This window comes from Variovorax restrictus (genome assembly GCF_051216715.1).
Classification (GTDB): Bacteria; Pseudomonadota; Gammaproteobacteria; order Burkholderiales; family Burkholderiaceae_C; genus Variovorax.
The window spans coordinates 1,561,332-1,584,313 of sequence record NZ_JBPJZH010000001.1 but is presented as its reverse complement, the minus strand read 5'-3'; the positions used below and the strand labels follow the sequence as shown (position 1 = coordinate 1,584,313).

Here is a 22,982-nt window from a genome sequence, read left to right as displayed (position 1 = left end):
TCGCCCGCAAAGCCACACGTCAGCGCGCACTGCGCAGCGCTTCCACCTCCAACGCGGTAAGCCAGCGCCACTGCCCGGGCGCCAGCTCGGCCGGCAGCACCAGCGTGCCGATCTGCGACCGGTGCAGCGCCTCGACCCGGTTGCCGACCGCCGCCACCATGCGCTTGACCTGGTGGTACTTGCCCTCGGTCAGCGTGAGCCGCAGGTGCAGCGGTGCGACCGCCTCGCACGCGGCCGCGCGCACCGGCTTCGGGTCGTCGTCCAGCACCACGCCCGCGAGAAGCTTCTGCACCTGGGCGTCGTCCAGCGGATGCTTGACCGTCACCTCGTACACCTTGGGCACGTGGTGCTTGGGCGAGCCCATGCGATGGATGAACTGGCCGTCGTCGGTGAGCAGCAGCAGCCCGGTCGTGTCCTGGTCCAGCCGGCCGATGGCCTGCACGCCCTGCACCGCGCCCTTGTTGGGCCGCAGCCGCAGCGCCGACGGCAACAGCGTGTAGATACTGGGCCAGGTCGATGGCTTTTGGGAGCACTCGGTGCCCGCCGGCTTGTGCAGCAGCACGTAAGCCTTGTCGTGGTACTCCCACGCGGTGCCTTGCACGGTGAAGCGCAGACCGTCGGCGACCGGCACGTCGGTGGCGGGGTCCGTCATGGCCACGCCGTCGATCGTCACGAAGCCCTGCTGCGAGAGCCCGGCGCAGACGCGGCGCGTGCCGAAGCCCTGGGTGTAGAGAATGTCCTGGAGTTGCATCGAAAGGGGTCGGCGGCCGGCTCGCCAGCCGCGGGTAAAGCGTGGGTCAAAAGCCGAGCGCGAGCCCGGTGTTGCGCCGCGGGTCGTTCGCGCCGTAGAAGCGATTGTTGCCCACCGGCTTGCCACCCAGCGACGGCGCGCCGACGATGATCGCCGCCATGTGGTTCGCCGGCTGCGGCACGCCGAGGTTGTGGCCCATGTCGATGAGCAGCTTGCGGGTGTCGGGAGAGATGGCGTAGGCCTCGACGTTGGTCACGTCCGGCAGCCACTGCTGGTGGAAGCGCGGCGCATCGACGGCTTCCTGCACGTTCATGCCGTAGTCGACCACGTTCAGGATGGTGTGCAGCACCGCCGTGATGATGCGGCTGCCGCCCGGCGTGCCGACCACGAAGACCGGCTTGCCGTCCTTGCTGACGATGGTCGGGCTCATCGAACTCAGCGGTCGCTTACCCGGGGCGATGGCGTTGGCTTCGCCCTGCACCAGGCCGTACAGGTTGGGCACGCCGACCTTGGCGGTGAAGTCGTCCATCTCGTTATTGAGCAGCACGCCCGTCCTGGCCGCCGTGACCTTGGCGCCGAACCAGTCGTTGAGGGTGTAGGTGACGGACACCGCGTTGCCCCACTGGTCGGTGATCGAGTAGTGCGTGGTGTTGCTGCCCTCATGGGGCGCGACGCCGGGCTTGATGTCCTTCGACACGCCCGCCCTGGCCGGGTCGATCACGCCGCGGATCTTCTCGGCATAGCCCTTGTCCAGCAGGCGGTCGAGCGGGTTCTTCACGAAGTCCGGGTCGCCCAGGTAGCTGTTGCGGTCGACGTAGGCATGGCGCATGGCCTCGATCTGGTAGTGCACCGCCTGCGCGGAGCGGAAGCCCAGGTCCTTCAGGGGGTAGCCCTCCAGGATGTTGAGCATCTCGCAGATGATCACGCCGCCCGAGCTGGGCGGTGGCGCGGACACGATGCGGTAGCCGCGGTAGTCGCATTCGATCGGCGCCAGTTCGCGCGTACTGTACTGGTCGAGGTCGGCCTGCGTGATGAGGCCCTGGCCGGCCTGACTGGACGCGACGATCGCCTGGCCGACCCAGCCCTTGTAGAAGCCGTCGGCCCCGTGCTGGCTGATGGCGCGCAGCGTCTTGGCCAGGTCCTTCTGCACCAGCTTCTGACCGACCGCGAACGGCTCGCCCTTGTTGAGGAAGATGGCGCCCGACACGCCGTCCTTCTTGAAGTCGCTGGTGGCCGTGAGCAACATGTCGACGTCGCCCTGCGCCAGCGCGAAGCCTTGCTCGGCCAGCGCGATGGACGGGGCGATGAGCGCCGCCCGCTGCATCGTGCCGTACTTGGTGCGCGCGTACTCCATGCCCGACACGGTGCCCGGCACGCCGACGGCGAGGTGGCCGTTGGTGCTGAGCCCCTTGATGACGTTGCCGTCCTTGTCGAGGTACATGTTCGCCGTGGCTGCCAGCGGGGCCTTCTCACGGAAGTCGAGAAAGGTCTTGCGGCCATCGGCCAGTTGCACCGTCATGAAGCCGCCGCCGCCCAGGTTGCCCGCGGCCGGGTACACCACCGCGAGCGCGTAGCCGACCGCGACCGCCGCATCGACGGCATTGCCGCCGCGCTTGAGCACGTCGACGCCAATCCGGGTGGCCAGATGCTGCGCACTGACGACCATCCCGTTCTGTGCGGCCACGGGCGCCTGCGACGCAGCGCGAACGGCAGGCGATGCCGCCATCACCAACGCCCCCAAGGCGAACGACCAACGCATCGCCCATCGATTGATCACCATGGTCCGGTTCCTTGTGGAGTTGTCAAACACTGCTGCGTCGGTCAAGCGATCAGCAAACCCTTGCGTTGGAGATCGCGCAACGCGTCCTGCAGCTGCTGTCGCAACATCGCCGCGGCGTCGGGGCTGTCTTGCGCCAACGGCGCCCCGTCCCTCAACAAGTGCAAGGTTCCATCGCGCACGAGCGTCGACAGGCGCGCCAGCAATGCATCGTGGTCATGTTCGCCGTCCAGCCATGGGAGCAGGCAGCGTTCGAGCACCGACAGGGGGGTGCGTTCATGCCAGGCATTGCAGACCGCGGCGTCGTGTCCTGCCTCCAGCGCCAAGCCCGGTGAGCGCCGCAGCGCAGCGGAAGCGCGTGGCGCCGAGGAGACCTGCGACGCAAGCTCCGGCGGACTGCGGCGGATGCGCACAGCGCCCATGATGAGCAGTTCCTCGAGCATGGCCAGCACATTCGCTTCAATGCCATCGCGAAGGCCGTCCGCATGGGCGGACGCCGCGGCCACCATGTCGTCGAACGGCACGCTCGCCGGGTAACGGGCGTCGAGCACCTGCGCCACGGCACGCTGCCAACGGTGTTGCAACACCACTTTCAGATCTCGCATCGCCGTGCACGGCTGGGCGGGGCCATCCAGACGAATGGCACCGCCGTCCGTGGGCGAGAAGACGCCCGCGAATTCGAGCGCGCGCAGGCGCGACGCGTCGAGGCGATAGCGAATGTCTGCAACACGCGCGGCCTTGACCAACAGCGTCTGCCGAAAGGTTCGGTTCACGAGGAAATCCAGGTATTGCTCCATCAGCACCTGACTCCCGCCACATTCGCGCAGCAGCGGCTCTCGCACTTTGTCGCCATAGTTCTGGACGAACATGGTGGCGGGCTCGGCATCGGCGAGGTAAGCGAGACCATGCGCTTGCGCACGCTCCACGAATTCCTTGAAGTAGCACGGCGCGTTGCACGGCTCGAGAAATTCGTGCAGCAGGTAGGCGCTGTTGCCGTCGCGCACGATCGGCAGCGTCTCTTCGAGCGTCTTCTTGAGCACGCTGTCGGCGCGCGCCGACTGGTCCAGGAATTCGAGCATGCCGCGGGCATAAGCGAGCTTTTCTGCAGGCGTATCGCGTGGCCCGCCACGCAGGATCATCGCGTCCCGCACGATCTCGCGCGCCTTCCACCCCGGGTAGGTGTTGTAGCTCACGTAGGCCACCCCGTTCGGCGCAAGATGCTCCGAGCAAACCCGCAGGATCGCATCCTGCACGGCGCCCGGCACCCAGCTGTAGACACCGTGGCAGACGATGTAGTCGAACTCGCCGAACGACGCGTCGATCGAGGCGATGTCGAAGGCACGCAGCTCGACGTTTTCCAGCCCGACCTGTGCGATGTGGGCATGACCCTGCGCAATCTGCACGGGCGACAGGTCCAACCCCAACGCACGGGCCCGGGGGTGGCGCGCAGCGAAGGGGATGAGATTGCCGCCGGACGCGCATCCTAATTCCAGCACGCGTGCCGTTGACGGAAGTGGCGCATCGAGGCCGAACAAGAAGGCCAGCGCCTCCAGGTGCTCCATCGCCGTCTGCGGAAAGGGGTGGGAGTCGTAGGGGACCGCGTCGTAGTAACGGGTCAACGCAGAGGTCAGCGTGTCCGGCATGTCATTCCCTGATCAGTCTTGTGACCGGACTATAGCCGTGCCGCCTCCAAAGGGAAAAGGCCAGCCCGCAGGGGCCGGCCTTTTCAGGTCAGATGGTGGAGCTGGGGGGATTTGAACCCCCGTCCGCAAGCCTTCGTCGCACAGATCTACATGTTTAGCGGTCTGATTTGGATCTCGCTTCCGGAGTCGCGCAGTCGCACGCTAAACCGGACGCCAGTGCCCTATTTTCTCGTCCCGATCCAAGGCACCCGGATCGAAACCAGCCCATGTAATTATCCTTGCAGCCGGGAGGTGTCAGATTGCTCCTTCACCCCCTTGCCCAGCCCATCGGCCAACTGTTGCAAGGCTCACTGGCAATTAAGCAGCGAGTGCGAAACGTTCGTCGTTTGCAGTTAGTTTGTTTGAATCTGTTTTACGAGCGCATTCAGCTCGACATGCACCGCTGCGATTCCGAACCCACGTCGAAACCAGTGCAGCCCCAAGCCGACTATTTTAGGCCTCATTCAGCCATTGCAAGAGCGCCATCGGAGAATCAATCGCACCATCGGCCTCCCAGAGGGTCACGTCGGCCTGTGCACCCATGTAGCCATAGGTGGCTGCGATGGTGCGCATGCCCGCGGCGCGGCCCGCGACGATGTCGCGCTCGTCGTCGCCGACGTAGATGCAACGCGCAGGGTCTAGGCCGAGGCGGCGGGCCGCTTCGAACAAGGGTTCGGGGTGCGGCTTGGAAAACGGCGTGGTGTCGCCGCTGACCACCGCGCCGGCACTTGAGAAAACGTCGATCGACTGCACCAGGGGCTCTGTGAATCGCTTCGACTTGTTGGTCACGATGCCCCACGCCAGCTGCTGGGTCCGCAGGGATCCGATCAAGTCGGCCACACCCTCGAAGACATGCGTGTTCAGCAACATGCGCGCTTCATAGTTGCGAAAGAACTCTTCGCGCAGCATGGCGAAGTCAGGCATGTCGGGCGTGATGCCGAAAGCAATGCCGAGCATGCCGCGCGCACCGGCGCCCGCCATCGGACGGTACTGCGCCAACGGCAAGGAGGGCAAGCCCCGATCGACACGCATCTTGTCGGCCGCCGCGCCCAGCTCGGGCGCACTGTCGACCAAGGTGCCGTCGAGATCGAACAGCACCGCGTGAATGGAAGAGGCCGCCATCAGCCGGGCTTCCTGGTCGCAAACATGTAGTTGACGCTGGTGTCGGCGCTCAGCCAGTAGCGGCGGGTCAACGGGTTGTGCTCCAGACCGCGCGTGTGGAGCAGCGTGAGATCGGCGGTACGACAGTAGGCGGCGAGTTCGCTGGGCCGGATCAGCTTCTGGTACTCGTGCGTCCCGCGGGGAAGCAGGCCGAGCACGTATTCCGCACCGACGATGGCCAGCAGGAAGGCCTTGGCATTTCGATTGATGGTGGAGAAGAACACCCACCCCCCCGGCTTGACCAGGTCGGCGCAGGCCTTGACGACCGACGCAGGCGCGGGAACGTGTTCGAGCATTTCCATGCAGGTCACGACGTCGAAACTCGCTGGCTGCTCTGCCGCCAGCGCCTCGACACTGACTTTGCGGTACGTCACGTTCGGGGTGGACGCCTCGAGGGCGTGCAATTGCGCCACCTTCAGCGCCTTGTCCGCCAGATCGATCCCCAGGACGTCGGCGCCCTTGCGCGCCATGGCATCTGCCAGGATGCCGCCGCCGCACCCGACATCGAGGGCACGCAAGCCGGTCAGCGGCGCCAAGCCGTCGATCCACTCCAGACGAAGCGGATTGATCTCGTGCAGCGGCCTGAATTCGCTGTCGAGGTCCCACCAGCGATGGGCCAGTTCCGAAAACTTGGCGAGCTCCGCCGGATCCGCGTTCACGTGTTCTGTCATGGAAGTCATTATGAAAGAGCCCATAAAAAAACCCCGCCGAAGCGGGGAGAGCCATGAAAAAACCCCGCCGGGGCGGGGTTTTATCGAAGATTCTTGCGAATCAGCGGTTGGCGCGGGTACCGACCACTTCGATTTCCACGCGGCGGTTCTTGGCGCGGCCTTCAGCCGTCTTGTTGTCCGCGACAGGTTGCTTCTCGCCCTTGCCTTCGGTGTAGACGCGGTTGCGTTCGATACCCTTGGTCACCAAGTAAGCCTTGACGGCTTCTGCACGGCGAACCGACAGGCGCTGGTTGTAAGCATCCGAACCCACCGAGTCGGTGTGACCGACGGCGATGATGACTTCGAGGTTCACACCACGGATCTTCGACACGAGGTCGTCGAGCTTGGCGCGGCCTTCAGGCTTCAGAACCGACTTGTCGAAGTCGAAGAAAGCGTCAGCGGCGAAGGTGACCTTCGAAGCAGCAGGCGGTGCCGGCGGTGCGACCGGAGCGACCGGGGCGCCAGGCGTAGCGACCGGGGTGGCGGGTGCAGCAGGCACCAGGGCGCCGTCGCAACCCTTGGCAGCCGTTGCGGGCGTCCAGTTGGCATCGCGCCAGCACAGTTCGTTCGTGCCGTTCTTCCAGACGAGTTCGCCGGTGCCGTTCTGCCAGTTGTCAATGACGGGACCGCCATTTGCTGCGGTGACACGGGTCTGCGCGCCGGCGGCAGTGGCGAGCGCAGCGACTGCAAACATCATCGCCACTTTATTCAGTTTCTTCATGGTTCTCCTCTTGGGGAAAAAGCCGCAGCCGCGCTGCGAATCAAGGACGCTTTAAGTGACCACCACCCAAAACGTTGAGGCGATTGTGCCATAGGGTCTTTGACAAACAGTCCGGCGCAGGCGAACGAAGCGTAGGACGGCGGCGGAATACGGCGCTTGTGTTGCTGCGGTACGACACCGCCAGCGGCGTAAAATTCCGCTTCTCGCCGTCCGCCTGCTGCCCATGACCTCGTTCGCCAAAGAAACCCTCCCCATCAGCCTCGAAGAGGAAATGCGTCGCAGCTATCTCGACTACGCCATGAGCGTGATCGTCGGCCGCGCGCTCCCCGACGCCCGAGACGGCCTCAAGCCAGTGCATCGCCGCGTGCTGTTCGCGATGCACGAACTCAACAACGACTGGAACCGTCCGTACAAGAAGTCTGCCCGTATCGTCGGCGACGTCATCGGCAAGTACCACCCGCACGGCGACCAGTCGGTGTACGACACGATCGTGCGGCTGGCGCAGAACTTCTCGATGCGCCACATGCTGGTCGACGGCCAGGGCAATTTCGGCTCGGTCGACGGCGATATGGCGGCGGCGATGCGCTATACCGAAATTCGACTGTCGAAAATCGCGCACGAAATGCTGGGCGATATCGACAAGGAGACCGTCGACTTTCAAGACAATTACGACGGCTCCGAAAAAGAGCCCGCCGTGCTGCCCAGCAAATTGCCCAATTTGCTGGTCAATGGCTCGGGCGGTATCGCCGTCGGCATGGCCACCAACATCCCGCCGCACAACCTCAACGAAGTGGTCGATGCCTGTCTCCACCTGCTGCGGACCCCGGACGCCAGCATCGACGAGCTGATGGAGATCATCCCGGCGCCAGACTTCCCCACCGCTGGCATCATCTACGGCATCAACGGTATCAAGGACGGCTACCGAACCGGGCGCGGCAAGGTCGTGATGCGGGCCAAGTGCCACTTCGAGGACATCGACCGAGGCCAGCGCCAGGCGATCATCGTCGACGAGCTCCCCTACCAGGTCAACAAGAAGACGCTGCAGGAACGGATGGCCGAGCTGGTGCACGAGAAGAAAATCGAGGGCATCAGCCACATCCAGGACGAGTCCGACAAGTCGGGCATGCGTCTCGTGATCGAACTCAAGCGCGGCGAAGTGCCGGAGGTGGTGCTCAACAACCTGTACAAGCAGACCCAGCTGCAGGACACCTTCGGCATCAACATGGTGGCGCTGATCGACGGCCAACCGAAACTGTGCAACCTGAAGGACCTGATCCAGGTCTTCCTGCAACACCGGCGCGAAGTCGTCACCCGCCGCACCGTGTTCACGCTGCGCAAGGCGCGCGAACGCGGCCACGTGCTCGAAGGCCTGGCCGTGGCACTGGCCAACATCGACGACTTCATCGCGATCATCCGCAATGCGCCGACGCCGCCGGTGGCCAAGGCCGAGCTGATGAGCAAGCCCTGGGACAGCAAGCTGGTGCGCGAAATGCTCACCCGCACTCGCGCCGACGGCGGCGTGGTGAATGCCGACGACTACCGGCCCGATGGTCTGGAAAAGGACTTCGGCATGGGCGGCGACGGGCTCTATCGCCTGTCGGAAACGCAGGCCCAGGAAATCCTGCAGATGCGCTTGCAGCGCCTGACGGGCCTCGAGCAGGACAAGATCGTCGCCGAGTACAAGGAAGTGATGGCCGAGATCGACGACCTGCTCGACATCCTGGCTCGACCGGAGCGCGTGTCGACCATCATCGGTGACGAACTCACCGTCATCAAGCAGGAATTCGGTCAGACCAAGCTGGGCGCACGCCGCAGCCAGGTCGAGCACAGCGCCTTCGACCTGTCGACCGAAGACCTGATCACGCCGACCGACATGGTGGTGACGCTCTCGCACAGCGGCTACATCAAGAGCCAGCCGCTGGGCGAATACCGGGCGCAGAAGCGCGGCGGGCGGGGCAAGCAGGCCACGGCCACGAAGGAAGACGACTGGATCGACCAGCTCTTCATCGCGAACACGCACGACTACATCCTGTGCTTCTCGAACCGTGGCCGGCTCTACTGGCTCAAGGTGTGGGAAGTACCCGCCGGTTCGCGCGGTTCGCGCGGGCGGCCGATCGTCAACATGTTCCCGCTGCAGGAAGGCGAAAAGATCAACGTCGTGCTCGCGCTCACCGGTGACAAGCGCACCTTCCCTTCCGACCAGTACATCTTCATGGCGACGTCCATGGGCACGGTCAAGAAGACCGCGCTCGACGAATTCAACAACCCGCGCAAGGGCGGCATCATCGCGGTCAATCTCGACGACGGCGACTACCTCATCGGCGCGGCGCTGACCGACGGCAAGCACGACGTGATGCTGTTCAGCGACGGCGGCAAGGCGGTGCGTTTCGACGAAGAAGACGTGCGGCCGCTGGGCCGCAACGCCCGCGGCGTGCGCGGCATGTCGCTCGACCCCGGTCAGGGTGTGATCGCCATGCTGGTGGCCGAAGACGAGCAACAGAGCGTCCTGACCGCCACAGAAAACGGTTACGGAAAGCGCACAAGCATTACCGAGTACACCCGTCACGGCCGGGGAACCAAAGGCATGATTGCCATTCAACAGAGTGAGCGCAACGGCAAGGTCGTCGCAGCGACCCTGGTGCATGCCGATGACGAGATCATGCTGATCACCGACAAGGGCGTGCTGGTGCGCACCCGGGTCGCCGAAATTCGCGAGCTGGGCCGCGCCACGCAAGGCGTGACGCTCATCGGTCTCGACGAAGGCGCCAAGCTCAGCGGACTGCAGCGCATCGTCGAGAACGATGCCAACGTCGAGATCGACGCCGGCAGCGACGACACTTCCACATCTTCAACGGAGAATCCTCAGTGAACAAATACAAGCTTGCGGTCCTGACGGTCGCACTGGCCACCAGTTCGATCGCAATGGCCCAAGACAAGGCCACGCTCATCAAGCAATTGCTCGAAGTCCAGCGTCCGGCCGTCGAAGGCATGGCGCGCCTGCTGGTGAACGACTCGGTGGCCCCCATCCTCCAGGCCGGCAGCGAATACCTGCAGACCCAGGTGCCGGCCGAAAAGCGCGAAGCGCTCGGCAAGGCTGCCGAAGCTGAAGTGCAGAAATACGTCCAGGAAGCTTTCCCGATCGTGCGCGACAAGGCGGTCCAGCTGGCACCGACCACGGTCGGCCCGCTGCTCGAACAGAACTTCAACGAAGACGAGCTCAAGCAGCTGGTCGCCTGGCTTGGTTCGCCGCTGAACAAGAAGTTCTCGGACCTGAACCCGCAACTGGGCAATGCGCTCACTCAAAAGCTGGTGGCCGATGTGCGTCCCACGATCGACCCCAAGCTCCAGGCGCTCAACGTGAGCGTGGCCAAGGCCCTTGGCGCACCGACCAACGGCCAGCCGGCGGCGCAGCAGCCCGCCAAGCCCGCGGCCAAGGCGCCCGCCAAGAAGTGACGGACGCGGCGGTGGGCGCCCGCCCGTACAACTTTTCCGCCGGCCCCGCCGCCATGCCCGAAGCCGTGCTTCGGCGCGCGGCCGCCGAAATGCTCGACTGGCATGGCAGCGGCATGGGTGTGATGGAGATGAGCCACCGCGGCAAGGAGTTCGGTGCCATCGCGACGAAGGCCGAAGCCGACCTGCGCGCACTGCTCGCCATTCCCGCCAATTTACACATCCTGTTCATGCAGGGTGGCGGCCTGGGCGAAAACGCCATCGTGCCGATGAACCTGTCGCGCGGCACAGTCGCGGACTTCGTCGTCACCGGCAGCTGGAGCATCAAGTCGCAGAAGGAAGCGCAACGCTATTGCGATGCGCGCATCGTCGCGAGCAATGCGGACGGCCAGCACACGCGGCTGCCGGATCCGTCGACCTGGCAGCTGACACACGGCGCCTCGTACGTGCACCTGTGCACCAACGAGACGATCAACGGTATCGAGTTCCAGGAACTGCCCGATCTGGCGGCACTGGGCAGCGATGCGCCGCTGGTGATCGACTTCTCCTCCCACGTCGCGTCGCGGTCCGTGGACTGGCGCCGTGTCGGCCTGGCCTTCGGCGGCGCGCAGAAGAACCTCGGCCCCGCAGGTCTGACCATCGTGGTGGTGCGCGACGACCTCCTGGGCCACGCCCTCGAGATCTGCCCGAGCGCCTTCAACTACAAGACGGTCGCCGACAACCAGTCGATGTACAACACGCCGCCGACCTGGGGCATCTACGTGGCCGGCCTGACCTTCGACTGGCTGCTGCAGCAGCGCGAGGGCGAACTGACCGGGGTGGCCGCGATGGAGCAACGCAACATCGCGAAGGCGGGCTTGCTCTATGGCTTCATCGACAGTTCGGCCTTCTACGAGAACCGCATCGACCCGGCCTGCCGTTCGCGGATGAACGTGCCGTTCTTTCTGCGCGATGAGAGCCGCAACGAGGCCTTCCTGACCGGGGCACGCGATGCCGGGCTGCTGCAACTCAAGGGCCACAAGTCCGTGGGCGGTATGCGTGCCAGCATCTACAACGCCATGCCGATCGAGGGGGTTCAGGCGCTGGTGGCCTACATGCGAGAATTCGAGCGGTCGCAGGCCTGAGGCCTGCCCGTTTTCTTCTCGCACGATGTCCCAGACCCCCTCCTCGCCCGCGGCACCCGACAACTCTGCCAGCCTCGCCGATCTGCGCGTGCGAATCGACGCGCTCGACCAGCGCCTGCTCGACCTGCTGAACCAGCGCGCCCATGTCGCCGAACAGGTCGGCGAGGTCAAGAAGCGCGAAGGCACGCCCTTCTTCCGCCCCGACCGCGTGGCGCAGGTGATCGAGAAGATGCAGGGCAGCAACCCTGGCCCGCTCAAGAGCCTGCACGTTGCGGCCATCTGGCGCGAGATCATGTCGGCCTGCCTGGCGCTCGAATCGCCCCAGCGTGTGGCCGTGCTCGGTCCTGAGGGCACCTTCTGCGAGGCGGCAGCCGTCGAGTATTTCGGCGGTGCCGCCGACCTGGTCTATTGCGCGAGCTTCGACGAAGTCTTCCACGCCACCGCCGCCGGCAGCGCCCAGTACGGCGTAGTGGGCGTCGAGAACTCGACCGAAGGCGTCGTCACGCGATCGCTCGACCTCTTCCTGCATTCCCCCACCCATGTCGTCGGCGAAGTGAGCCTGCTGGTTCGCCACCACCTGCTGCGCAAGGAGAACGCGCTGGGCGGCATCGAGGCCGTGCTGGCGCATCCGCAGGCGCTGGCCCAATGCCAGACCTGGCTGTCCAAGCACCTGCCCCACGCCGAACGGCGCGCCGTCTCGAGCAATGCCGAAGGCGCCCGCCTGGCCGCCGAAAACCCCGCCTGGGCCGCGCTGGCGGGCGAGCGCGCCGCCACCCGTTTCGGATTGCACATCGTCGCGCACGCGGTCCAGGACGATTCGTACAACCGCACACGTTTTGCCGTCATCTGCCTGCCGCAAACGCTGGCGATGCCGCCGGCCACGGGCCGCGACTGCACCAGCCTCATCGTGTCGGTGCCGAACCGGCCGGGCGCGGTGCACGACCTGCTGATGCCGCTGAAGGCCAACAAGGTGTCGATGACGCGCTTCGAATCGCGCCCGGCCCGCACCGGCCAGTGGGAGTACTACTTCTACATCGACCTCGACGGCCACCCTTCGCAGCCCAACGTGGCCGCGGCCCTGGAGGAACTGCGCGGCCTGTGCGCCTTCTACAAGGTGCTGGGCGCCTACCCGGTCACATCCTGAGGCTCGCGGATGTTCGAGCAACTCGGTCTGATCGGCTGCGGCCTCATGGGCGGTTCGTTTGCGCTGGCGCTCAAGCGCGCCAAGCTGGTCAAGCGCGTCGTCGGCTACAGCAAGTCCCCCTCCACCACGGAACGCGCGCGCCAGCTGGGCGTGATCGACGTGGCGGCGCCCTCGGCGCTGCTGGCGGTGTCGGGCGCTGACCTGGTGCTGGTCGCCGTGCCGGTGGCCGCGTCGGAAGCGACCTTCAAGGCGATCCGCCACGGTGTGTCGGCCGACACGCTGGTGATGGACGTGGGCTCGACCAAGGGCGATGTCATCGAAGCGGCCCGCCGCGGCCTGCAGACGCAGTTCGCCAGCTTCGTGCCGGCGCATCCGATCGCCGGCAAGGAAGTGGCGGGCGTGGAGCACGCCGAAGCCTCGCTGTTCGACGGCCGCCAGGTGATCCTGACGCCAACCAAGACCACGCTGCGCTCCAACGTGCAGCGCGCCACGCAACTCTGGACCGCCGTCGGCGCCCAGGTGCTCACCATGACGCCGCAGGAGCACGACAGCGCCTTCGCCGCCGTGAGCCACCTGCCACACCTGCTGGCCTTCGCCTTCATCAACGGCATCGCCGAACAGCCCGACGGCACACGCATGCTCGAGCGCGGTGGCTCCGGCTTTCGCGACTTCAGCCGCATCGCCGCCAGCGATCCCGCCGTGTGGCGCGACATCCTGCTGGCCAACCGCGAGCAGGTGCTGCTGCAATCGCAGGCCTTCCGCAAGACGCTGATGCAACTCGAGGCGCTGCTCGCCGCCGGCGATGCGCAGGCCCTCGAAGAAGCGATTGACGCGGCGCGCCGCACCCGCTCGCAGTGGCGCGGCTGACCCCATGTTCTCGACCGCCTTTCTCGACCTCCCCCCTTTCGTCGCCGCTGCCGGTACCGTGCGCCTGCCGGGCTCCAAGAGCATTTCCAACCGCGTGCTGCTGCTGGCCGCGCTGGCCGAAGGCACGACCACCGTCCACGACCTGCTGGATTCCGACGACACGCGCGTCATGCTCGATGCGCTGCGCGCGCTGGGCTGCGGCGTCGATCTGTCGGGCAGCACGGTGCGCATCCACGGGCTGAACGGCACGCTGCACACGCCGCAGGCCACGCTCTTCCTGGGCAATGCGGGCACCGCCATGCGCCCCCTGACGGCGGCGCTGTCGCTGCTGGGTGGCGATTTCGAACTCAGCGGCGTGCCGCGCATGCACGAGCGACCGATCGGCGATCTGGTCGACGCACTCACGCAGCTCGGCTGCCAGATCGACTACCTTGGCAACCCAGGCTATCCGCCGCTGCGCATCCACCCGGTCGCACCCGCGAACCTGACGCTCGACGCGCCGATCCGCGTGCGCGGCGACGTGTCGAGCCAGTTCCTCACCGCGCTGCTGCTGGCCCTGCCACTGGTGGCCGAGCGCGACATCACGATCGACGTCGTTGGCGAACTGATCTCCAAGCCTTACATCGAGATCACGCTCAACCTGCTGGCGCGCTTCGGCATCGTCGTGCAGCGCGACGGCTGGCAGCGCTTCACGATTCCGGCGGGCAGCCGCTACCGCTCGCCGGGCGAGATTCATGTGGAAGCCGATGCCTCGTCGGCCAGCTATTTCATCGCGCTCGGCGCGCTGGCAGCTACTGGCAGCGCACTGCGCATCGAGGGCGTGGGGGCCGCGTCGATCCAGGGCGACATCCGCTTCATCGAGGCCGCGCGCCAGATGGGCGCGACGGTCGAGAGCGGCCCCAACTGGCTGCAGGTGGCGCGCGGCGCTTGGCCGCTGAAGGCCATCGACCTCGACGCCAACCACATCCCGGATGCAGCCATGACGCTGGCCGTGATGGCGCTCCATGCCGACGGCCCCAGCACGCTGCGCAACATCGCCAGCTGGCGCGTCAAGGAAACCGACCGCATCGATGCGATGGCCGCCGAGCTGCGCAAACTCGGCGCCACGGTCGAGGACGGGCCCGATTTCATACGCGTACATCCGCTCGCCGCCGCCGACTGGCGCGCCGCCCGCATCAAGACCTACGACGACCATCGCGTGGCGATGTGCTTCTCGCTCGCCGCCTTCAACCCGGCCGGCCTGCCGGTGCGCATCCTCGAGCCGCACTGCGTCGCCAAGACCTTTCCTGACTACTTCGAGACGCTGTTCACCGTCATCGACGTGCCCGCCGTGCCTGTCATCTGCATCGATGGGCCGACCGCGTCCGGCAAGGGCACGCTGGCGGTCGAGATCGCTCACGAATTGGGCTATCACTACCTCGATTCCGGCTCGCTCTACCGCGTGACCGGCCTGGCCACCCGCCGCGCGGGCCTCGAGCCCGAGGCGGTACACGAGGCCGAGATCGCCATACTGGCCGAGACGCTGCCCCTGCAGTTCGTCAAGGGCAAGGTGCTGCTCGACGGCGAGGACGTGAGCGATGCGATCCGCACCGAAGCCGCCGGCATGGACGCCTCGCGCGTGTCCGCCCTGCCCGCCGTGCGCGCGGCGCTGCTGTCGCTGCAAAAGCGCTTCCGCCGCCTGCCGGGGCTGGTCGCCGACGGCCGGGACATGGGCACCGTGATCTTCCCGGAGGCCTCGCTCAAGGTCTTCCTGACGGCCAGCGCCGCCCAGCGCGCCGAACGGCGGCATAAGCAGTTGATTTCAAAGGGGATTTCGACTACACTCGACAGTCTTCGCGCCGACCTGGAAGCTCGCGACGCACGGGACTCATCCCGCAGCGTCGCCCCTCTGAAACCAGCGCAAGACGCCCGCCGCCTGGACAACTCCCAACTCTCGATCGCGCAATCGGTCGAGCAGGTGTTGAGCTGGTGGCAGGAAACACAGCCTTTCAAGTCCTCTTGATCGGTGTTTCAGTCCGGCAGGCCCCCGCCGCGCGACAGCGCATCGGCTTGCCGGTTTTCGTAACCCAACCGGGCCCCAAGCCCACAACCGCCGTCTCCAGATCCAAGCCAGTTGCAATGGTGCAGCTGCGAACCCTGCGTGACGGAAGGAAAAATCAATGTCCGAATCTTTTGCCGACCTATTCGAAGAGTCCCTGAAGCGTTCCGAAATGCGCACCGGTGAAGTCATCACCGCTGAAGTCGTGCGTGTCGAACACAACCACGTCGTCGTGAACGCCGGACTGAAGTCCGAAGCGTACGTGCCGATCGAGGAGTTCAAGAACGACAAGGGCGAACTCGAAGTCCAGGCCGGCGATTTCGTTTCCGTGGCCATCGGCTCCGTCGAAAACGGCTACGGCGACACCATCCTCTCGCGCGACACCGCCAAGCGTCTGGCTTCGTGGCTCGCCCTGGAGAAGGCCCTGGAATCCGGCGACTTCGTCACCGGCACCACCAGCGGCAAGGTCAAGGGCGGTCTCACCGTCCTGGTCAACGGCATCCGCGCCTTCCTGCCGGGTTCGCTGATCGACACGCGTCCGATCAAGGACCTGACCCCGTACGAGAACAAGACCCTGGAATTCAAGGTCATCAAGCTCGACCGCAAGCGCAACAACGTCGTGCTGTCGCGCCGTGCCGTGGTCGAAGCCAGCATGGGCGAAGAACGCGCCAAGCTGATGGAAACCCTGAAGGAAGGCGCCGTTGTCCGTGGCGTGGTCAAGAACATCACCGAATACGGTGCGTTCGTCGACCTCGGCGGCATCGACGGCCTGCTGCACATCACCGACATGGCGTGGCGCCGTGTTCGCCACCCGAGCGAAGTCGTTCAGGCCGGCCAGGAAATCACTGCCAAGATCCTCAAGTTCGACACCGAAAAGAACCGTGTCTCGCTGGGTCTCAAGCAAATGGGTGACGATCCGTGGATGGGCGTGTCGCGCCGCTACCCGCAATCGACCCGCCTGTTCGGCAAGGTCACGAACATCGCCGACTACGGCGCGTTCGTCGAACTCGAACCCGGCATCGAAGGCCTGGTGCACGTCTCCGAAATGGACTGGACCAACAAGAACATCGCGCCGAACAAGATCGTTTCGCTCGGCGACGAAGTCGAAGTCATGGTTCTGGAAATCGACGAAGACAAGCGCCGCATCAGCCTGGGCATGAAGCAGTGCAAGGCCAACCCGTGGCAAGAGTTCGCGCAGAACACCAAGCGCGGCGACCGCGTCAAGGGCCCGATCAAGTCGATCACCGACTTCGGCGTGTTCGTGGGTCTGGCTGCCGGCATCGACGGCCTGGTTCACCTGTCGGACCTGTCGTGGAACGAAACCGGCGAAGCCGCCGTGCGCAACTTCAAGAAGGGCCAGGAAGTCGAGGCGCTGGTGCTGGCAGTCGACGTCGACCGCGAACGCATCAGCCTGGGCATCAAGCAGCTCGACAGCGATCCGTTCACGACGTTCACCACGGTGAACGACAAGGGCCAGATCGTGACCGGCAAGGTCAAGACCGTGGACGCCCGCGGTGCTGAAATCGACCTCGGCGAAGACATCATCGGCTACCTGCGTGCTTCGGAAATCTCGCGCGACCGCGTCGAAGATGCCCGCAACGTGCTCAAGGAAGGCGACGAAGTCACGGCCGTGGTGGTGAACGTGGATCGCAAGACCCGCAACATCCAGCTGTCGATCAAGCAGAAGGACATGGTCGACGAGCAAGGCGCCATGGCCAACCTGAGCCAGCAGTCTGCACGCGAGAACGCGGGCACGACGAGCCTGGGCGCCCTGCTGCGCGCCAAGCTCGACAACAACGACAGCAAGTAAGCTGCGCCCGCAAGACAGAGACGACCGCAAGGTCGCTCTGTCTTTTTTTTCGCCTCCGTTTTGTACGGCCCATGACACGCTCAGACCTTGTTGAAGAACTCGCGGCCCGCTTTTCGCAGCTGACGCACCGCGATGCCGAGTACGCCGTCAAGACGATCCTCGACGCGATGAGCGACGCCTTGGTGCGCGGGCACCGCATCGAGATCCGCGGCTTCGGCAGTTTCTCGGTCAACCGCCGGCCGCCGCGCATCGGACGCAACCCGCGTTCGGGCGAGAGCGTGCAGATCCCGGAGAAGCGCGTGCCGCACTTCAAGCCAGGCAAGGCCCTGCGCGAAGCGGTGGATGCGCGCACCGCGGAAATGGACGCGGCCGAACGCAAGCCGTCCGCGCCGTGAGCGCAACCGTAGAATCGGCGAGCCCAAGGGGACGCTGATGAAATACCTCCTGTGGCTGCTCAAGGCAGCCATTTTTTTTACCCTCTTCGCCTTCGCGCTGAACAACCAGCACGACGCGACCGTCTACTTCTTCTTCGGCACCTCGTGGCGCGCGCCCCTGGTGATCGTGGTGCTGGCCGCCTTCGCGGGCGGACTGGTGGTCGGTGCGCTCGGCATGCTGCCAGGCTGGTGGAAGCACCGGGCCGCCGCACAGCAGCGCCCGGCCGAAGCGCAGCCCATGATGCCGGTCGCGACGGCGCCGCCGGTGTCGAACACCCTGCCGACCGACCTCCCCGCCGTGCGTCAACATGGACTTTGATTTCAGCTGGCTGCTGCTGAGCCTGCCCGTCGCCTTCGTGCTGGGCTGGCTTGCCTCGCGCTTCGACATCCGGCAATTGAAGCTGGAGAACCGACAGGCGCCGAAGGCCTACTTCCGCGGCCTCAACTTCCTGCTCAACGAGCAGCAGGACCAGGCCATCGACGCGTTCATCGAGGCCGTGCAGAACGACCCCGACACGCAGGAACTGCACTTCGCGCTGGGCAACCTGTTCCGCCGTCGCGGCGAATACCAGCGTGCCGTCCGCGTGCATGAACACCTGCTGGGACGCGGCGACCTGTCGCGCGTCGACCGCGAGCGGGCGCAGCATGCGCTGGCGCAGGACTTCCTGCGCGCAGGCCTGCTCGACCGGGCCGAGGCCGCCCTGCAGAAGCTGGAGGGCACGCGCTACCAGAACGAGGCGCGCCTGGCACTGCTCGCCATCTACGAACGCTCGCGCGAATGGGCGCAGGCGGCCGACGTGGCGGGCAAGCTCGACGACGCCGAGCAGGCCAGCTACGCGACGCGACGTGCGCACCATCTGTGCGAGCAGGCGGCCGAACAGCTCGGCAAGGGAGACGCCTCGGCTGCCGAGGCGCTGCTGCGCCAGGCCAGCGCGACGGCGCCCGACGCACCGCGCCCGGCCATCGACATCGCCAACCTGCAACTGCGCCAGGGCGACGCGCGCGCCGCGTTCGAGACGCTGCTGGCGCTGAGCGAGCGCGCCCCGTTGGCGCTGCCGCTCTATGCCGCGACGCTGCAGCAGGCCGCCGTTGCCGCCCAGCGCAGCGGCGAGGCGCTGTCGCTGCTGCAACGCCGCTACGCCGCTTCGCCATCGGTCGACGTGCTCGAGGCCATCATCGCGCTGGGCGGCAATGTGCCGCTGCCCGACGGGCTGGGCGCCACCGACGACGCGCCCACGCCGCGGGATGGCTACATCGCGCATCTGGCGCACCAGCCCTCGCTGATCGCTGCGTCGCGCTGGCTGGCCGGCGAGACCTTCGCGGACGAGCAGTACCACCCGCAGGTGCAGCGTGCCCTCGACCAGGCGGCACGCCCGCTGATGCGCTACCGATGCGCCGCCTGCGGCTTCGAGGCACACCAGCACTTCTGGCACTGCCCGGGCTGCCAGGCCTGGGACAGCTACCCGCCGCGGCGCGTCGAGGAACTCTGAGTGGGTAGCCTGCACTGACGGATTGCGTCCGCAGCGCGAACTTCTGCCTTGATTTCGGGTGTACCGGGCTTCTAAGCTCCCTGCCGCACGAAGTGCGAACGCATCGCATGCCGTGTGTCATCCATCCACAAAATCAGGGAGAGAGTCATGCTCAAGAAAATTCTGGCCGTATCGGCCATGCTGTTCGCGACGGCGGCGTTCGCAGCCGTGGACGTCAACAAGGGCAGCGCAGCCGACCTCGACGGCCTCAAGGGCGTCGGACCCGCGATGTCCAAGCGCATCCTCAATGAGCGCCAGAAGGGCGAGTTCAAGGACTGGGACGACTTCATGGAACGCGTGAAGGGCGTGAAGGAAAAAACGGCCGCCAAGCTTTCGGCCGAAGGCCTGACGGTCAATGGCAAGACCTTCACGGCGCCCGCCGCAGCAGCCAAGGCCCCCGCCGCCAAGGCGGCTGCAAGCGCGTCCAAGTAAGGGCAGCCTGCACCCGTCGACGAGGCCGCCCATGGGCGGCCTTTTTCTTGGGGCCTCGCGCCTCGGGAAAGGCCCCTCCAGGTGGCCCAATATTTGCACGTATGCTCGCTTCGCACTTTCATCCCATCCTGGAGAGCTCATGAATCACAAGTTCGCCCGCGCCGCCATCGCAGCGGTCGCCGCCCTCACCGTCGGCAGCATCGCCTTTGCACAAACCAAGTGGGACCTGCCGACGGCCTACCCCGCGACCAACTTCCATACCGAGAACGTCACCCAGTTCGCCAACGACGTCGACAAGGCGAGCGGCGGCAAGCTCAAGATCACGGTGCACAACAACGCGTCGCTGTTCAAGGCGCCCGAGATCAAGCGCGCCGTCCAGGGCGGCCAGGCGCAGATGGGCGAGATCCTGCTGGTGAACTACCAGAACGAGTGGCAGATGTTCGGCGCCGACGGCATTCCCTTCCTGGCCGACAGCTACGACGCCTCCTGGAAGCTCTACCAGGCCCAGAAGCCGGTGCTCGAAAAGAAGCTGGCCGAACAGGGCATCGTCCTGCTGTACGCAGTGGCCTGGCCGCCGCAAGGCATCTTCGTGAAGAAGACCATCGCATCCGCCGCCGATCTCAAGGGCGTGAAGTGGCGCGCCTACAGCCCGGCCACCGCGCGCATCGCCGAACTGGTGGGCGCTCAGCCGGTCACCGTGCAGCAGGCCGAGCTGTCGCAGGCCATGGCCACCGGCGTGATCGAGTCGTACATGTCGTCCGGCTCCACCGGTTACGACACCAAGACCTACGAGTACATCAAGAATTTCTACGACACGCAGGCCTGGTTGCCCAAAAACGCCGTGCTGATCAACAAGAAGGCCTTCGACGCGCTCGACAAACCCACGCAGGACGCGGTGCTCAAGGCCGGCGCCGATGCCGAGAAGCGCGGCTGGGACACGTCGAAGAAGAAGAACCTCGAGTACCTCGACCTGCTCAAGAAAAACGGCATGACCATCCACGTGCCCTCCGACGCGCTCAAGGCCGACATGAAGAAGGTGGGCGACACCATGCTCAAGGAATGGCTGGAGAAGTCGGGCGCCGAAGGCCAGGGTGTCGTCGACGCCTACAAGAAGATGTAAACGAGGCCATCGCCACATCCCATGCGAAAGTCTCTGGACTTCCTCTACAACAGCGCCGCCGCCCTGGCGGCGCTTTTCATGGTCGGTCTGCTGGCCATGATCCTGCTGTCGATCGTCAGCCGACAGTTGCACTTCAACGTCCCCGGTGTCGACGCCTATGCCGGCTACCTGATGGCCGGCGCGGGCTTCCTCGCGCTGGCGCACACGCTCAAGCGCGGCGAACACATCCGCGTGACGTTGATCCTGACGCACCTCGGCCCGTCGGCCCGGCGCTGGCTCGAGCGCTGGGCCATGGGCGCCGCTGCCGTGCTGGCTGTGCTGTTCGCTGTCTTCAGCGTGCGCCTGGTCTGGAACTCGCACGCCTTCGACGACATCTCCACCGGCAACGACGCGACGGCGCTGTGGATTCCGCAGCTCGCCATGGCGGTCGGCACCGTGATCCTCGCGATCGCTGCCATCGACGAGTTCATCCTGGAATGGCGCGGCCGCGTCGCCCCGCAACACGCCGAGGCCCTGCGCCATGAATGACGTCGCCGTTGCCGGTGTGCTGATCCTCACGCTGTTCCTCATTCTGGGCAGCGGCGTGTGGATCGGCCTCACCCTCTCGGGCGTGGCGTGGATCGCCATGGAGCTGTTCTCCACCCGCTCCGCGGGCGATGCGATGGCCGTCACCATCTGGGGCTCCGCCTCGAGCTGGACGCTCACCGCGCTGCCGCTCTTCGTGTGGATGGGCGAGATCCTGTTTCGCACTCGCCTGTCCCAGGACATGTTCAAGGGCCTCGCGCCCTGGATGCAGGCACTGCCGGGCCGGCTGCTGCACACCAACGTGGTCGGCTGCGCGATCTTCGCGGCGGTGTCAGGGTCGAGCGCCGCCACCTGCGCGACGATCGGCAAGATGACGCTGCCCGAGCTCAAGAAGCGCGGCTACCCCGAAGACATGGTGATCGGCACGCTCGCCGGGGCCGGCACGCTGGGCCTGCTGATCCCGCCGTCGATCATCATGATCGTCTACGGCGTCAGTGCCGACGTGTCGATCGCCAAGCTGTTCATCGCCGGCATCCTGCCGGGCATCCTGCTGGCCCTGCTGTTCTCCGGCTACATCGCCATCTGGGCCCTGCGCCATCCCGACAAGATCCCACCGGCCGACAAGAAGATGGGCTTTCTGCAGAAGCTCAACGAATCGCGCAGCCTGATCCCGGTCGCGCTGTTGATCCTCTCGGTGCTGGGCTCGATCTATGCGGGCATCGCCACGGCCACCGAGGCAGCCGCTGTCGGCGTGGTGGGCGCGCTGGTGATCTCGGCCGCGCAGGGATCGCTCAGCTGGCACAGCTTCAAGGAGGCGCTGCTCGGCGCCACGCGGCTCTATTGCATGATGGCGTTGATCCTCGCCGGCGCGGCCTTCCTCACCCTCTCGATGGGCTACATCGGCCTGCCGCGGCACCTGGCCGAGTGGATCGGCTCGCTGGGCCTGTCGAAGTTCCAGCTGATCATGATGCTGGGCGTCTTCTACATCGTGCTCGGCTGCTTCCTGGACGGGATCTCGATGGTGGTGCTGACCATGGGCGTGATCATGCCGACGGTGACCGCCGCGGGCATCGACCCGATCTGGTTCGGCATCTTCGTCGTGCTGGTCGTCGAGATGGCGCAGATCACGCCGCCGGTGGGCTTCAACCTGTTCGTGCTGCAGGGCATGACCGGGCGCGATCTGCTCTACATCGCGCGTGTCACGCTGCCGATGTTCATCCTGATGATCGCGTCGGTGCTCCTCATCTACTTCGTGCCCGGCATCGTCACCTGGTTGCCGCAGCACATGTCGATGTAGGGCGGCGCGATGCTGTCCGTCATCGCCATCTGCGTCGGCGCCTCGCTGGGCGCCCTCGGCCGATGGGCGCTCGGCCTGTGGCTGGGCGCCGGGCTGATGGCCTGGGGCACGCTCGCGGCCAACCTCGTCGGCGGCTACCTGATCGGCGTGGTCGTCGCCTTGTTCCAGGCCATGCCGGGGCTCGACCCGGTCTGGCGCCTGGCGATCATCACCGGCTTCCTGGGTGGGCTCACGACCTTCTCGAGCTTCTCGCTCGAGGTGGTCACGATGATGATGGAAGGCCGCGCGGCCGTCGCCGCCCTCACCGCCCTCACCCACCTGGCGGGTTCCTTCATGCTGACCTGGCTCGGTTTTCGCAGCGTGCAGTGGCTGTCGGCCTGAGCGCCCACACGCAGCCGATGGCCTGAAAA

At 65.8% G+C, this 22,982-nt stretch carries 21 protein-coding genes and 1 other RNA gene; 15 read left to right on the top strand and 7 right to left on the bottom strand.

Annotation, left to right across the window (positions count from 1 at the left end):
• Positions 1 to 19: 19 nt before the first annotated feature.
• From ACSFA0_RS07425 to ompA, 7 genes are all read right to left on the bottom strand, one after another.
• Positions 20 to 751 carry a pseudouridine synthase gene (locus ACSFA0_RS07425; protein ID WP_435449562.1) on the bottom strand — a complete coding sequence of 244 codons (732 nt, stop codon included), beginning with the start codon at positions 749 to 751 and terminating at the stop codon, positions 20 to 22.
• A gap of 46 nt (positions 752 to 797) precedes the next feature.
• On the bottom strand, positions 798 to 2,510 hold the full coding sequence (ggt, locus tag ACSFA0_RS07420) for a gamma-glutamyltransferase (RefSeq protein ID WP_435450919.1): 1,713 nt from the start codon (positions 2,508 to 2,510) through the stop codon (positions 798 to 800).
• Between the two features lie 62 nt (positions 2,511 to 2,572).
• The gene (locus ACSFA0_RS07415; protein WP_435449561.1) at positions 2,573 to 4,171 is read right to left on the bottom strand and encodes a methyltransferase regulatory domain-containing protein; all 1,599 of its coding nucleotides are present in this window, start codon (positions 4,169 to 4,171) and stop codon (positions 2,573 to 2,575) included.
• Positions 4,172 to 4,264: 93 nt separating this feature from the next.
• Positions 4,265 to 4,651, bottom strand: a transfer-messenger RNA (tmRNA) gene (gene ssrA, locus ACSFA0_RS07410).
• A gap of 12 nt (positions 4,652 to 4,663) precedes the next feature.
• Positions 4,664 to 5,332 carry a phosphoglycolate phosphatase gene (gph, locus tag ACSFA0_RS07405; protein ID WP_435449560.1) on the bottom strand — a complete coding sequence of 223 codons (669 nt, stop codon included), beginning with the start codon at positions 5,330 to 5,332 and terminating at the stop codon, positions 4,664 to 4,666.
• A complete protein-coding gene (gene ubiG / locus ACSFA0_RS07400; protein ID WP_435449559.1) occupies positions 5,332 to 6,042 on the bottom strand; it encodes a bifunctional 2-polyprenyl-6-hydroxyphenol methylase/3-demethylubiquinol 3-O-methyltransferase UbiG in 711 nt (236 codons plus the stop codon). Before ubiG ends, gph begins: the two co-directional genes overlap by 1 nt.
• Before the next feature lie 100 nt (positions 6,043 to 6,142).
• The gene (gene ompA / locus ACSFA0_RS07395) at positions 6,143 to 6,802 is read right to left on the bottom strand and encodes an outer membrane protein OmpA (protein WP_435449558.1); all 660 of its coding nucleotides are present in this window, start codon (positions 6,800 to 6,802) and stop codon (positions 6,143 to 6,145) included.
• A 223-nt stretch (positions 6,803 to 7,025) separates the two neighbouring features.
• Here ompA and gyrA point away from each other — a divergent pair, with 223 nt between their 5' ends.
• From gyrA to crcB, 15 genes are all read left to right on the top strand, one after another.
• Positions 7,026 to 9,671: a DNA gyrase subunit A gene (gyrA, locus tag ACSFA0_RS07390; protein WP_435449557.1), complete on the top strand. Its 2,646-nt coding sequence runs from the start codon at positions 7,026 to 7,028 to the stop codon at positions 9,669 to 9,671.
• Positions 9,668 to 10,255 carry a DUF2059 domain-containing protein gene (locus tag ACSFA0_RS07385; RefSeq protein ID WP_435449556.1) on the top strand — a complete coding sequence of 196 codons (588 nt, stop codon included), beginning with the start codon at positions 9,668 to 9,670 and terminating at the stop codon, positions 10,253 to 10,255. Before gyrA ends, ACSFA0_RS07385 begins: the two co-directional genes overlap by 4 nt.
• Positions 10,256 to 10,308: 53 nt before the next feature.
• Positions 10,309 to 11,376, top strand: coding sequence for a 3-phosphoserine/phosphohydroxythreonine transaminase (gene serC, locus ACSFA0_RS07380; protein WP_435450918.1), 1,068 nt, complete (start codon positions 10,309 to 10,311; stop codon positions 11,374 to 11,376).
• Between the two features lie 25 nt (positions 11,377 to 11,401).
• Positions 11,402 to 12,520: a prephenate dehydratase gene (gene pheA / locus ACSFA0_RS07375; protein ID WP_435449555.1), complete on the top strand. Its 1,119-nt coding sequence runs from the start codon at positions 11,402 to 11,404 to the stop codon at positions 12,518 to 12,520.
• Positions 12,521 to 12,529: 9 nt separating this feature from the next.
• Positions 12,530 to 13,387: a prephenate dehydrogenase gene (locus ACSFA0_RS07370; protein WP_435449554.1), complete on the top strand. Its 858-nt coding sequence runs from the start codon at positions 12,530 to 12,532 to the stop codon at positions 13,385 to 13,387.
• A gap of 4 nt (positions 13,388 to 13,391) precedes the next feature.
• Entirely contained in the window at positions 13,392 to 15,389 is a 1,998-nt protein-coding gene (locus ACSFA0_RS07365) for a bifunctional 3-phosphoshikimate 1-carboxyvinyltransferase/cytidylate kinase (protein ID WP_435449553.1), read from the top strand.
• Positions 15,390 to 15,546: 157 nt separating this feature from the next.
• Positions 15,547 to 17,235: a 30S ribosomal protein S1 gene (gene rpsA / locus ACSFA0_RS07360; protein WP_286648683.1), complete on the top strand. Its 1,689-nt coding sequence runs from the start codon at positions 15,547 to 15,549 to the stop codon at positions 17,233 to 17,235.
• A gap of 71 nt (positions 17,236 to 17,306) precedes the next feature.
• A complete protein-coding gene (locus ACSFA0_RS07355) occupies positions 17,307 to 17,630 on the top strand; it encodes an integration host factor subunit beta (protein ID WP_435449552.1) in 324 nt (107 codons plus the stop codon).
• Between the two features lie 37 nt (positions 17,631 to 17,667).
• Positions 17,668 to 17,988: a LapA family protein gene (locus ACSFA0_RS07350; protein ID WP_435449551.1), complete on the top strand. Its 321-nt coding sequence runs from the start codon at positions 17,668 to 17,670 to the stop codon at positions 17,986 to 17,988.
• Entirely contained in the window at positions 17,978 to 19,159 is a 1,182-nt protein-coding gene (gene lapB / locus ACSFA0_RS07345; protein WP_435449550.1) for a lipopolysaccharide assembly protein LapB, read from the top strand. Before ACSFA0_RS07350 ends, lapB begins: the two co-directional genes overlap by 11 nt.
• A gap of 147 nt (positions 19,160 to 19,306) precedes the next feature.
• Entirely contained in the window at positions 19,307 to 19,630 is a 324-nt protein-coding gene (locus ACSFA0_RS07340; RefSeq protein ID WP_435449549.1) for a ComEA family DNA-binding protein, read from the top strand.
• 139 nt (positions 19,631 to 19,769) lie between these two features.
• Positions 19,770 to 20,750: a TRAP transporter substrate-binding protein gene (locus tag ACSFA0_RS07335; protein ID WP_435449548.1), complete on the top strand. Its 981-nt coding sequence runs from the start codon at positions 19,770 to 19,772 to the stop codon at positions 20,748 to 20,750.
• Positions 20,751 to 20,771: 21 nt separating this feature from the next.
• A complete protein-coding gene (locus tag ACSFA0_RS07330; protein ID WP_435449547.1) occupies positions 20,772 to 21,278 on the top strand; it encodes a TRAP transporter small permease in 507 nt (168 codons plus the stop codon).
• On the top strand, positions 21,271 to 22,572 hold the full coding sequence (locus ACSFA0_RS07325) for a TRAP transporter large permease (RefSeq protein WP_435449546.1): 1,302 nt from the start codon (positions 21,271 to 21,273) through the stop codon (positions 22,570 to 22,572). The genes ACSFA0_RS07330 and ACSFA0_RS07325 overlap by 8 nt, the downstream gene beginning before the upstream one ends.
• Positions 22,573 to 22,581: 9 nt before the next feature.
• Positions 22,582 to 22,953 (top strand): fluoride efflux transporter CrcB, encoded by a 372-nt coding sequence (gene crcB / locus ACSFA0_RS07320; RefSeq protein ID WP_435449545.1) that lies wholly within the window; start codon positions 22,582 to 22,584, stop codon positions 22,951 to 22,953.
• Positions 22,954 to 22,982: the final 29 nt, after the last annotated feature.